This is a genomic window from Pseudomonas sp. TYF_14 (assembly GCF_043105275.1).
Classification (GTDB): domain Bacteria; phylum Pseudomonadota; class Gammaproteobacteria; order Pseudomonadales; family Pseudomonadaceae; genus Aquipseudomonas; species Aquipseudomonas alloputida.
On sequence record NZ_JBICLK010000084.1, the window covers coordinates 63,534 to 75,342 of the forward strand.

10 protein-coding genes are annotated in these 11,809 nt (G+C 62.9%); 8 read left to right on the forward strand and 2 right to left on the reverse strand.

Translation table 11 applies throughout. The annotated features are described in order from the left end of the window. The first annotated feature begins 2 nt into the window (after positions 1-2). A complete protein-coding gene (locus ACF8O8_RS22610) occupies positions 3-2,150 on the forward strand; it encodes a mechanosensitive ion channel family protein (RefSeq protein ID WP_392510512.1) in 2,148 nt (715 codons plus the stop codon). Positions 2,151-2,181: 31 nt separating this feature from the next. Here ACF8O8_RS22610 and ACF8O8_RS22615 read toward each other — a convergent pair whose 3' ends face one another. Then, the gene (locus tag ACF8O8_RS22615; RefSeq protein WP_392510513.1) at positions 2,182-2,895 is read right to left on the reverse strand and encodes a UTRA domain-containing protein; all 714 of its coding nucleotides are present in this window, start codon (positions 2,893-2,895) and stop codon (positions 2,182-2,184) included. A 327-nt stretch (positions 2,896-3,222) separates the two neighbouring features. On the opposite strand from ACF8O8_RS22615, the gene ACF8O8_RS22620 reads away from it, so the two are divergent. The 6 genes from ACF8O8_RS22620 (at position 3,223) to ACF8O8_RS22645 (ending at position 8,502) form a co-directional block, all read left to right on the forward strand. Further along, on the forward strand, positions 3,223-4,287 hold the full coding sequence (locus tag ACF8O8_RS22620; protein ID WP_392510514.1) for an ABC transporter substrate-binding protein: 1,065 nt from the start codon (positions 3,223-3,225) through the stop codon (positions 4,285-4,287). Positions 4,288-4,416: 129 nt separating this feature from the next. Continuing rightward, positions 4,417-5,223: an alkaline phosphatase family protein gene (locus ACF8O8_RS22625; RefSeq protein WP_003252558.1), complete on the forward strand. Its 807-nt coding sequence runs from the start codon at positions 4,417-4,419 to the stop codon at positions 5,221-5,223. Next, positions 5,220-6,059 (forward strand): ABC transporter permease subunit, encoded by an 840-nt coding sequence (locus tag ACF8O8_RS22630; RefSeq protein WP_010952772.1) that lies wholly within the window; start codon positions 5,220-5,222, stop codon positions 6,057-6,059. Before ACF8O8_RS22625 ends, ACF8O8_RS22630 begins: the two co-directional genes overlap by 4 nt. Continuing rightward, entirely contained in the window at positions 6,049-6,843 is a 795-nt protein-coding gene (locus ACF8O8_RS22635) for an ABC transporter permease (protein ID WP_003252553.1), read from the forward strand. Before ACF8O8_RS22630 ends, ACF8O8_RS22635 begins: the two co-directional genes overlap by 11 nt. 1 nt (position 6,844) lies before the next feature. Further along, positions 6,845-7,834 carry an ABC transporter ATP-binding protein gene (locus ACF8O8_RS22640; RefSeq protein ID WP_010952771.1) on the forward strand — a complete coding sequence of 330 codons (990 nt, stop codon included), beginning with the start codon at positions 6,845-6,847 and terminating at the stop codon, positions 7,832-7,834. 14 nt (positions 7,835-7,848) lie between these two features. Beyond that, positions 7,849-8,502, forward strand: a complete 654-nt coding sequence (locus tag ACF8O8_RS22645) for an HAD family hydrolase (protein ID WP_392510515.1) — start codon at positions 7,849-7,851, stop codon at positions 8,500-8,502. Between the two features lie 113 nt (positions 8,503-8,615). Here the strand turns inward: ACF8O8_RS22645 and ACF8O8_RS22650 are convergent, their stop codons facing one another. Beyond that, positions 8,616-9,578 (reverse strand): NAD(P)H-quinone oxidoreductase, encoded by a 963-nt coding sequence (locus tag ACF8O8_RS22650; RefSeq protein WP_010952769.1) that lies wholly within the window; start codon positions 9,576-9,578, stop codon positions 8,616-8,618. A 139-nt stretch (positions 9,579-9,717) separates the two neighbouring features. Here ACF8O8_RS22650 and ACF8O8_RS22655 point away from each other — a divergent pair, with 139 nt between their 5' ends. Further along, positions 9,718-11,799: a carboxy terminal-processing peptidase gene (locus tag ACF8O8_RS22655; protein WP_164721827.1), complete on the forward strand. Its 2,082-nt coding sequence runs from the start codon at positions 9,718-9,720 to the stop codon at positions 11,797-11,799. Positions 11,800-11,809: the final 10 nt, after the last annotated feature.

Consider the following 11,809-nt stretch of genomic DNA (forward strand, 5'->3'; position numbering starts at 1 on the left):
CAGTGCCTGCCCTCCTGCGTTACCTGTTCCTGTTGCTCTTGCTTTTCATTGCCCCGGTACAAGCGGCGGGCTTGCCTGGCCTGCTGGGCGGCAGTGCGCCCGCGCAACCAGAGGCCACCGAGCCGCTGGGCAAGTCGCTGGACGAGGTGATCAAGAACCTCGAAAACGACCAGCAACGGGCCAAGCTGCTGGCCGACCTGAAAAAACTGCGCGACGCCACCCGGCAATCGCAACCCAGCGTTGAACAGGGCGTACTCGGCCTGATCGGCGGTGCCCTGCATGACTTTGAAAAACAGTTCAGCGGCGATGCCAGCCCATTCCACCGCTGGGCCGCGGAAATCGAACAGGCCCAGGCCGAACTGGCGCAACTGGTGGTGCCTGTGCACCAGTGGCCGGCGATCCTGTTCGGTTTTGCTGCAGTGATTGTCGTGTGGAGCGTACTGGCCTATGCCTTCAACTGGGTCGGCCATCGGGTCCGCCTGCGCTTTGGCCTGAGCGAGGAACTGCCACAGCACCCGCGGACCTGGGACCTGGTGCGCTTTGCCTTGCGCAAGCTCGGCCCCTGGCTGGTAGCGCTGGTGTTCACGGTGTACCTGAGTTTCGTGCTGCCGCCATCACTGGGCAAATCCCTGGCCATGGTGCTGGCCTACGCACTGGTGGTCGGTACCTGCTTTTCGGCCATTTGCGTCATCGCCTTTTCCTTGCTGGACGGCCCACACCGCCACCGCGCCCTGCACATCCTGCGGCGCCAGGCGTTTCGCCCGTTGTGGCTGATTGGCAGCTTCGCCGCGTTTGGCGAGGCGATGAGCGATCCACGCATGCTGGTTGCCCTCGGTACCCACCTGGCCCACACCCTGGCTACCTTGGCCAATGTGATTGCGGCATTGTGTACCGGGCTGTTCATCCTGCGCTTCCGCCGGCCGATCGCCCACCTGATCCGCAATCAGCCACTGTCGCGACGCCTGACCCGACGTACCCTCAGCGATACCATCGAGATCCTCGGCAGCTTCTGGTTCATTCCGGCGCTGATTCTGGTGGCCATTTCGCTGTTCGCCACCTTCGTCTCCGCCGGCGACACCAGCACCGCCCTGCGCCAGTCGCTGATGTGCACCGTGCTGGTGGTGGTGTGCATGGTGCTCAACGGCCTGGTGCGACGCCATGCCGCCAACCCCAAGCGGGCCAGCAAGCGCCAGGCGGTGTACACCGAACGCCTGCGCAACTTCGGCTACCTGCTGGTGCACCTGTTCATCTGGCTGGTGTTCATCGAGTTGGGCCTGCGCGTGTGGGGCGTGTCGATGATCAGCTTCGCCGAGGGCGACGGCCATGACATCAGCCTGCGCCTGCTGGGCCTGGCCGGCACGCTGATCGTGGCCTGGCTGGTGTGGATCCTTGCAGACACCGCCGTACACCATGCCCTGGTGCGCTCGCGCCGGGGGCTGGCCAACGCCCGTGCGCAAACCATGATGCCGTTGATTCGCAACGTGATGTTCGTGGTCATCTTCATCATCGCGGTCATCGTCGCCCTGGCCAACATGGGCATGAACGTCACCCCACTGCTGGCCGGTGCCGGTGTGATCGGCCTGGCCATCGGTTTTGGCGCGCAGTCGCTGGTGGCCGACCTGATCACCGGCCTGTTCATCATCATCGAAGACTCGCTGGCCATCGACGATTACGTGGATGTCGGCGGCCACCTGGGAACGGTGGAAGGGTTGACCATTCGTACCGTGCGCCTGCGCGACATCGACGGCATTGTGCATACCATCCCGTTCAGCGAAATCAAGAGCATCAAGAACTACTCGCGGGAGTTCGGCTACGCGATCTTCCGCGTGGCAATCCCGCACAGCATGAACATCGACCAGGCGATCACACTGGTTCGCGAAGTGGGGCAGAAGCTGCGCAACGACCCGCTGATGCGCCGTAATATCTGGTCGCCGCTCGAGCTGCAGGGGGTGGAGAGCTTCGAGTCAGGGTCGGCGATCTTGCGGGCGCGGTTCAAGACCGCGCCGATCAAGCAGTGGGAGGTGTCGCGGGCGTTCAACCTGGCCTTGAAGCGGCAGCTGGATGAAGCCGGGCTGGACCTGGCGACGCCGCGGTTGTCGGTGCAGGTGGTGACAGCCGGTGGGGGTGGAATGACCGAGGCCGGCTCGTAGGAGTGGGTTTACCCGCGAAGAAAGCAACACATCATCCAGCCTGGGCACGAATGCGGATCGCATCATGCCGCCAATACTCGAGGTCACAGTCGATCAAGTGCCCATGCTGGTCGCTGTTGACCCGGGTAATGTGCAACCCCGGGCTGCCCGCCGACACTTTCAAAGCGCTTGCCGCCTCCACCGGCAACGCTGTCGGCAGGATCTCAAAGCACACCTGCCCGTACTCGATGCCATACACCCGCCCATAAATCTCGGTCAGTGACTGCGCCAGGTCGTGTTCGAGAATGCCTGGAAAGTACCGGGGGTTGAGGTAATGCTCGGCATACAGCACCGCCCGCCCGTCAATCCGCCGTAACCGGCAGACGCGCACCACACTGGACAACGCCGGCAGCTGCAAGCGTGCACAGATGGCCGCCGAAGCCGGCTGCAGCCTCGCCGACAGCAGTTCGGTACCCGCCACCCGCCCCTGATCGCGCACCATGGCATGGAAATGGCTGCGCTCGATCAGGTCGTAGGTCAAGCGCTGCGGGGCAACGAACCAGCCTCGGCGCTCTTCTCGGTAGATCAAGCCTTGGGCCTCCAGCTGCACCAACGCCTCACGCAGGGTAATGCGCGTGGTGTCGAACACCTCGCTGAGCCGCCGCTCGGCAGGCAGCTTGCCGCCCGGCGCCAGCAGGCCATGCTCGATCTGCTCCTGCAGGGCATGGCAGATGGCTGTTACCGCACGCGGGGGCATCGACTGCATCGAAAGGTTACCTATCTGGACTAGTCCAGCCCCATCACAGGGCAGGTTGAGAATAGTGCAAGCCTAGGCAGGGCTGATGAACATCCTGTGACAAAGCTTGAGCCAGGCACTGCCAGAAACGCGCCAAGCCAGCAGAACCGGGGCGATTACCTGGTCTACGCTGTAGCTTCAGGGCCCTTGCCGGCCCCCTCCCTACATCAAACTGTCACGCAAGCGGCCTACCTTGGCTCAAGGTTTGCTGACCTAGACCAAAGGTGCCAGTCAAAGGCTTGCAACGGCTTTACCCAGAACAACGATTGCAAAGGCACCCACCCAAAGGAGCTTCGGATGAAAAAGTTCTTCATGGCGTCACTGCTTGGTTCGGCCATCGCGTTGTGCACCACGGCCATGGCAGCCAGCACTGACCTCAAGGCCCTGGAAGACGCCGCCCGCAAGGAAGGCACTGTCAACAGCGTGGGCATGCCCGACGCCTGGGCCAACTGGAAAGGCACCTGGGAAGACCTGGCCAGCAAGTACGGCCTCAAGCACAGCGACACCGACATGAGCTCGGCTCAGGAACTGGCCAAGTTCGAAGCCGAGAAGGACAACGCCAGCGCCGACATCGGTGACGTGGGTGCCGCCTTCGGCCCGATCGCGGTGACCAAGGGCGTCAGCCAGCCTTACAAGCCAAGCACCTGGGACCAGGTGCCGGAATGGGCCAAGGACAAGGACGGCCACTGGGCGCTGGCCTATACCGGCACCATCGCTTTCATCATCAACAAGGACCTGGTCAAGGAAGAGGAACGGCCGAAAACCTGGCATGACCTGGAAAAAGGCAAGTACAAGGTCGCTATTGGCGACGTCGGCACAGCAGCCCAGGCCGCCAACGGTGTGCTGGCTGCGGCCATCGCCTACAAAGGTGACGAGCAGAACATCCGGCCTGGCCTGCAACTGTTCACCAAGCTAGCGCAGCAGAAGCGCCTGTCGCTGGCCAATCCGACCATCCAGACACTGGAGAAGGGCGAGGTGGAAGTTGGCGTGGTGTGGGATTTCAACGGCCTGAGCTACCGTGAACAGATCGACCCAAAACGTTTTGAAGTGCTGATTCCCTCGGACGGCTCGGTGATTTCCGGCTATACCACGGTCATCAACAAGTACGCCAAGCACCCCAACGCGGCCAAGCTGACCCGTGAATACATCTTCAGCGACGCCGGGCAGATCAACCTGGCCAAGGGCCATGCGCGGCCGATCCGGGCCGAGCACCTGAAGCTACCGGCGGATGTGCAGGCCAAGCTGCTGCCCAACGACCAGTACGGTGCCGCCCAGCCGATCAAGAATGCCGAAGCCTGGGAAGCCACCTCGAAGAACCTGCCGCAGATGTGGCAGGAGCAGGTGATCATCGAGATGGAGTAAGGGGCAGGGCTTTGTAGCACCTGATCCGGCCCTTTCGCGGGTAAACCCGCTCCTACACAGGGATACACGATACCTGTAGGAGCGGGTTTACCCGCGAAGGTGCCAACGCGGCTCATGACTGGAGAAAACATGCAACACAACGTCATCCTGGTCCTGCTTGACGGCCTCAACTACCAGGTCGCCCACCATGCGATGGGCCACCTGCACGCCTACGTCGAAGCAGATCGCGCCGCGCTGTACCGCGTGGAATGCGAGCTGCCATCGCTGTCGCGGCCGCTGTACGAATGCATCCTCACCGGCGTGCCACCGATCGACAGCGGCATCGTGCACAACAACATCAACCGCCTGTCCAACCAACGCAGCGTGTTTCACTACGCCCGCGAGGCCAACCTGGGCACCGCAGCGGCGGCTTATCACTGGATGAGCGAGCTGTACAACCGCTCGCCCTTCGACCCGCAGCGTGACCGCCACACCCACGCGCCGAAGCTGCCGATCCAGCACGGGCTGTTCTACTGGGACGACCGTTACCCCGATTCGCACCTTCTGGCCGATGGCGAGTACCTGCGCCGCCGTCACGCCCCCAACTTTCTGCTGGTGCACCCGATGAGCGTTGACGACGTGGGTCACCGCCACGGCCTGGACAGCAGCCAGTATCGCAACGCTGCGCGCAGCGTCGACATCCTGCTGGCCGACTACCTGCCCGGCTGGCTCGAAGAGGGCTACCAGGTATTGGTCACCGCCGACCACGGCATGAACAACGACCGCTCGCACAACGGCCTGCTGGCGGAAGAACGTGAAGTGCCGCTGTTCGTCTTCGGCGACGCTTTCAGCCTGGACCCGGCCGCCAAACCGCTGCAAACCGAACTGTGCGGTACCATCTGCGAGCTGCTGGGTGCCGCGCACGACAAGACGGTTTGCCGGGAGCTGCTGAAGTGAATGGCGGCATACGTGGCCGCTACCTGGCCCTGCTCTGCCTGCTGCCGTTCGCCGTGTTCTTCGTCATTTTCCAGGTCGCCCCGCTGGCCTGGGTGGCGATCAACAGCCTGCAATCGGAGGCCGGCTGGGGCATCGACAACTTCAGCAAGGTGTTCGCCTCCAAGTTCTACCGGCAGGCGTTGCAACGCAGCCTGGAAATCAGCTTCTGGTCGAGCGTGTTCGGCATCGTCATCGCTACCCTCGGCGCCTATTCACTGCGCCAGGTGGACTCGAAGCTGCGCGACTTCGTCAGCGCCTTCGCCAACATGACCAGCAACTTTGCCGGCGTACCGCTGGCCTTTGCCTTCATCATCCTGCTTGGCTTCAACGGCGCGCTGACGCTGCTGCTGAAGCAGGTCGGCCTACTGGAGGACTTCAGTATCTATTCCAAAAGCGGCTTGATCCTGGTGTACACCTACTTCCAGATCCCGCTGGGCGTCTTGCTGCTGTACCCCGCCTTCGACGCCCTGCGCGAAGACTGGCGCGAGTCAGCCGCACTGCTGGGCGCCAACCACTGGCAGTTCTGGCGACACATCGGCCTGCCGGTGCTGGCCCCGGCACTGCTGGGCACCTTCGTCATCCTGCTGGCCAACGCCCTGGGCGCCTACGCCACCGTGTACGCCCTGACCACCGGCAACTTCAACGTACTGCCGATCCGCATCGCCGGCCTGGTGGCGGGTGACATCAGCCTTGATCCGAACCTGGCCAGCGCCCTGGCGATGGTGCTGGTGGGGCTGATGACGCTGGTCACGGTGGTACATCAATGGCTGCTGAAAAGGAGCTACCATGCGCGCTGACATCCGTTCCGGCGGCTGGTACCACCGCCTCGTGGTCTACCTGCTGTTCCTGATCCTGCTGCTGCCCCTGGCCGGCACCCTCCTCTACTCGCTGGCCACCAGCTGGTCGGCGAGCCTGCTGCCCAGTGGCCTGACCCTGAAGTGGTATGCGGCGCTGTGGAGCGAGCCGCGCTTCCTCGCGGCCTTCGGCCAGTCGCTGCTGGTGTGCGTAGGCGCGCTGCTGCTGTCGGTGGTGCTGATCTTGCCACTGCTGTTCGTGGTGCATTACCACTTCCCGCGGCTCGACGCGCTGATGAACATCCTCATCCTGCTGCCATTCGCGGTCCCGCCGGTGGTGTCGTCGGTGGGGCTGCTGCAGCTGTATGGCAGCGGGCCGATGGCCATGGTCGGCACACCGTGGATCCTGATCGGCTGCTACTTCACCATCGCCCTGCCGTTCATGTACAGGGCCATCACCAACAACCTGCAGGCCATCAACCTGCGCGACCTGATGGACGCCGCGCAGCTGCTCGGCGCCAGCACCTGGCAGGCCGCACTGCTGGTGGTGCTGCCGAACCTGCGCCAGGGCCTGATGGTGGCAGTGCTGCTGTCGTTCTCGTTCCTGTTCGGCGAATTCGTGTTTGCCAACCTGCTGGTCGGCACCCGCTACGAGACCCTGCAGGTGTACCTGAACAACATGCGCAACAGCAGCGGCCACTTCAACAGCGCGCTGGTCATCTCCTACTTCGCCTTCGTGCTGGTACTGACCTGGGTCGCCAACCGCCTGAACAAGGACAAGACCTGACATGAGCTTCGTCAGCGTACAGAAACTGCAGAAAAGCTACGCCGGCAGCCCGGTGTTCGAGCGCATCGACTGCCACATCGAACGCGGCGAATTCGTCACCCTGCTCGGCCCGTCCGGCTGCGGCAAGTCCACCCTGCTGCGCTGCATTGCCGGGCTGACCTCGGTGGACAGCGGGCAGATACTGCTCGACGGCCACGACATCGTGCCGCTAAGCCCGCAAAAGCGTGGCATCGGCATGGTGTTCCAGAGCTACGCGCTGTTCCCTAACATGACCGTGGAGCAGAATGTCGCCTTCGGCCTGCGCATGCAGAAGGTCAAGGCCGACGAAAGCCAGCTGCGGGTACGCGAGGTACTGGAGCTGGTGGAGCTGGGCAAGTTCGCCGGGCGCTACCCGCACCAGCTTTCCGGCGGCCAGTGCCAGCGCGTGGCCCTGGCACGCTCACTGGTCACCCGCCCGCGCCTGCTGCTGCTCGACGAACCGTTGTCGGCGCTGGATGCGCGTATCCGCAAGCACCTGCGCGAGCAGATTCGTGCCATCCAGCGCGAACTGGGGCTGACCACCATCTTCGTCACTCACGATCAGGAGGAAGCGCTGACCATGTCCGACCGCATCTTCCTGATGAACCAGGGGCGCATCGTCCAGAGCGGCGATGCCGAAACCCTCTACACCGCCCCCGTGGACCTGTTTGCCGCCGGTTTCATCGGCAACTACAACCTGCTCGACGCCGACAGCGCCAGCCGCCTGCTGCAGCGCCCGGTGGCCAGCCGCCTGGCGATCCGCCCGGAGTCGATCACCCTTGGCGAGCACGGCGAGCTGGACGCCGAGGTGCGCAGCCACAGCCTGCTGGGCAACGTGATCCGCTACCGGGTACGGGTACGCGAAGTGGAGCTGGTGGTCGATGTGCTCAACCGCTCGCCCGCCGACTTGCACGCGGACGGAAAACGGGTAAGCGTGTCGATCGACCCCACTGCGCTGCGGGAAGTGGCTTAAGGAGACTCAACACAATGGCACTGGCAATTTTCGATCTGGACGAAACCCTGATCCACGGCGACTGCGCATCACTGTGGAGCGAGCAGATGGCCCGGCTGGGCTGGGTCGACGGCAAGGATTTCCTGCGCCGCGACCATGAACTGATGGAAGCCTATGGCAGGGGCCACCTGCAGATGGAGGACTACATGGCCTTCAGCCTGGAGCCGATTGCCGGGCGTACCCTGGAAGAAGTCGAGCACCTGGTGGCACCGTGGGTCGAAGAAGTGATCGAACCGATCATTTACGGTGACGCCTGCCGCTGCATTGCCGAGCACCGCAAGCGTGGGGATCGCATTCTGATCATTTCCGCTTCGGGTACGCACCTGGTCGGGCCGATTGCCGCGAGACTGGGCGTGGAAGAATACCTGGCCATCGAGCTGGAGGCTGTGAACGGGGTGTACACCGGCAAGACCCACGGGGTGCTGACCTATCGTGAGGGCAAGATCACCCGGTTGCTGGATTGGCTGGATCAGGAGCAGGAGAACCTGGAGGGCGCGAGTTTCTATTCCGATTCGAGGAATGACTTGCCGTTGTTGTTGAAAGTGGATCACCCGCATGTGGTGAACCCGGATGCGGTGTTGCGCGAGCATGCCGAGATCAATGGGTGGCCGATTCTGAGCTGGAGCTGAAGGTATTTATGGGCTGTGCCGGCCCCTTCGCGGGTAAACCCGCTCCTACATCGCCACAATTTGAACACTGTGCGATGTAGGAGCGGGTTTACCCGCGAAGGGGCCAGCCCCGCTTACACCAGGCTAGGGTCGATCACCATCACCAGCTTGCCCGACACCTGGTTGGTCTCCAGCTCGGCATACGCCGCCTGGGCAAACTCCACCGGATAGGTGTCGACCAGCTGCGGCGACAACCGCCCCTCGGCGAACAGCGGCCATACTTGCTGCTGCAGTTCGCGCAACAGCTCGGCCTTGAAGCCGTCATCACGGTTGCGCAGGGTGGAACCGGTAATTTCCAGACGCTTGCCCAGCACTTGGGCCAGGTCCAGCTCGAACTTGCGTCCGCCCATCAGGCCGATGATCACCCAGCGCCCGTCACGGGCCAGCAGCTTGAGGTTCAGCTCACCGTAGCTGGCGCCCACCGGGTCGAGAATCACATCGAACGGGCCAAAACCTTCCAGCGCGTCCAGGTTCTCGTTACGTACCACACCACCCGCAGCGCCCAGCGCCTGGCAGTAGGCCAGGCGGTCCTGCGAACCGACGCTGACCCATACCGGGCTGCCGAACGCCTTGCACAGCTGGATGGCGGCCGAGCCAACGCCACTGGCGCCGGCGTGCACCAGCACCTTCTCGCCAGCCTTCACTGCACCGAGCTGGAAGATGTTCAGCCAGGCGGTGGCATACACCTCCGGCAACGCTGCCGCCTCATGCAGGCCAAGGCCTTCGGGTACCGGCAATACGTGACGGGCATCGACCACCACTTCCTCGGCCATGGCGCCGCTGGCCAGCAGGGCGCAAACGCGGTCACCCACGCGCCAGGCGGCACCAGCCCCCACCTCTTCAACCACCCCGGAACACTCCAGCCCCATGTATGGGCTGGCACCTGGTGGTGGCGGGTACAAACCTTTCATCTGCAGCAGGTCGGCGCGGTTCAGCCCCGCAGCGGCCACGCGAATGCGCACTTGGCCCGCGTCACAGGTCGGGCGTTCGGCCTCGACCCACTCCACATGTCCGTCAACGCCTTGCAATGCCTTCACAGTGCCTCCATAGTTGAATCATGACTGGGCCTGAGGTCGCTTACCTCAGGCCTTTTGCAGTATTTGCCCGGCTCCATGGAACCGGCAACGGAAAAGACGGCCTACTATGCGTGATCAATTGCCTCCACGTCGAATCAGCATGAAGCATTTCCTTCCAAGCACCGCACTGGCTGTGATGATCGGCCTGGGCAGCCTCACGCTCGGCGGCAATGCGGCGGCCGCCAACAAGTGGGACAGCCTGCAGCCCGACCGCGACGAGATCGTCGCCAGCCTCAACGTGGTGGAATTGCTCAAGCGCCACCACTACAGCAAGCCGCCCCTGGACGATGCCCGTTCGGTCATTATCTACGACAGCTACATCAAGCTGCTGGACCCGGCGCGCAGCTACTTCACCGCTGCCGACATTGCCGAATTCGATAAATGGAAAACGCAATTCGACGATTTCCTCAAGAGCGGCAACCTGGACCCGGGCTTCACCATCTACAAGCGCTACCTCGACCGCGTCAAGCAACGCCTGGACTTCGCCCTGGCCGAGCTGAACAAGGGTGTGGACAAGATTGACTTCACCACCAAGGAAACCTTGCTGATCGACCGCAAGGACGCGCCGTGGATGAAGAACCAGGCCGAGCTCGACGACTTGTGGCGCAAACGCGTCAAAGACGAAGTGCTGCGCCAGAAGATCGCCGGCAAGGAACCCAAGCAGATCCAGGAAACCCTGATCAAGCGCTACAAGAACCAGCTCACGCGCCTGGACCAGACCCGTGCCGAGGACATCTTCCAGGCCTACATCAACACCTTTGCCCAGTCCTACGACCCACACACCAACTACCTGTCGCCGGACAACGCCGAAAACTTCGACATCAACATGAGCCTGTCGCTCGAAGGCATTGGTGCAGTGCTGCAAAGCGACAACGACCAGGTCAAGATCGTGCGCCTGGTGCCAGCGGGCCCGGCAGCCAAGACCAAGCAGGTGGCCCCGGCTGACAAGATCATCGGCGTGGCCCAGGGCAACAAGGAAATGGTCGACGTGGTGGGCTGGCGCCTGGATGAAGTGGTCAAGCTGATCCGTGGCCCGAAAGGCTCGGTGGTGCGCCTGGAAATCATCCCGGCCAGCAATGCGCCTAGCGACCAGACCAGCAAGATTGTGTCGATCACCCGTGAAGCGGTGAAGCTTGAAGAACAGGCGGCGAAGAAGTCGGTGCTCAAGCTCAAGCAGGACGGGCGTGACTACAAGCTGGGCATCATCGAGATCCCGGCCTTCTACCTGGACTTCAAGGCCTACCGCGCTGGCGACCCCGAGTACAAGAGCACCACGCGTGACGTGAAGAAGCTGCTCACCGAACTGCAGAAAGAGAAAGTCGACGGCGTGGTCATCGACCTGCGCAACAACGGCGGCGGCTCGCTGCAGGAAGCCACCGAGCTGACCAGCCTGTTCATCGAGAAAGGCCCGACCGTGCTGGTGCGCAACAGCGATGGCCGTGTCGACGTGCTGGAAGACGAAAACCCGGGGGCCTTCTACAAGGGCCCGCTGGCACTGCTGGTCAACCGCCTGTCGGCCTCGGCATCGGAGATCTTCGCCGGTGCCATGCAGGACTACCACCGCGCGCTGATCATCGGTGGCCAGACCTTCGGCAAAGGCACCGTGCAGACCATCCAGCCGCTCAACCATGGCGAGCTGAAGCTGACCCTGGCCAAGTTCTACCGGGTTTCCGGGCAGAGTACCCAGCATCAGGGGGTACTGCCGGACATCGACTACCCCTCGATCATCGACACCAAGGAAATCGGCGAGAGCGCCCTGCCAGAGGCCATGCCGTGGGACACCATCCGCCCGGTGGTCAAGCCTGCGGCCGATCCGTTCAGGCCGTTCCTGGCCCAGCTCAAGGCGCAACATGAGGCGCGCAGCGACAAGGATGCCGAGTTCACCTACATCCGCGACCGCCTGGCCCTGACCCAGAAGCTGATGAACGAGAAAACCGTCAGCCTCAACGAGCAGGAACGCCGCGCACGCCACGACAGCATCGAGAGCAAGCAACTGGCGCTGGAAAACACCCGCCGCAAGGCCAAGGGTGAAGAACCGCTGAAAGAGCTGAAGAAAGAGGACGAAGACGCTCTGCCGGTCGAGGATGAAAATACCAAGCCGGAAGACGATGCTTACCTCGCGGAAACCGGTCGCATCCTGATCGACTACCTCAGTGCCAGCACCAAGGTGGCCAAAAAGTAAGGCACCTCAG

Bases quoted from the DNA above. Each gene is read 5' to 3' on its own strand.
- ACF8O8_RS22615 (WP_392510513.1), bottom strand. From the start codon at position 2,895: ATGCAGTCGATGCCCCCGCGTGCGGTAACAGCCATCTGCCATGCCCTG.
- ACF8O8_RS22620 (WP_392510514.1), top strand. From the start codon at position 3,223: ATGAAAAAGTTCTTCATGGCGTCACTGCTTGGTTCGGCCATCGCGTTG.
- ACF8O8_RS22625 (WP_003252558.1), top strand. From the start codon at position 4,417: ATGCAACACAACGTCATCCTGGTCCTGCTTGACGGCCTCAACTACCAG.
- ACF8O8_RS22635 (WP_003252553.1), top strand. From the start codon at position 6,049: ATGCGCGCTGACATCCGTTCCGGCGGCTGGTACCACCGCCTCGTGGTC.
- ACF8O8_RS22640 (WP_010952771.1), top strand. From the start codon at position 6,845: ATGAGCTTCGTCAGCGTACAGAAACTGCAGAAAAGCTACGCCGGCAGC.
- ACF8O8_RS22645 (WP_392510515.1), top strand. From the start codon at position 7,849: ATGGCACTGGCAATTTTCGATCTGGACGAAACCCTGATCCACGGCGAC.
- ACF8O8_RS22655 (WP_164721827.1), top strand. From the start codon at position 9,718: ATGAAGCATTTCCTTCCAAGCACCGCACTGGCTGTGATGATCGGCCTG.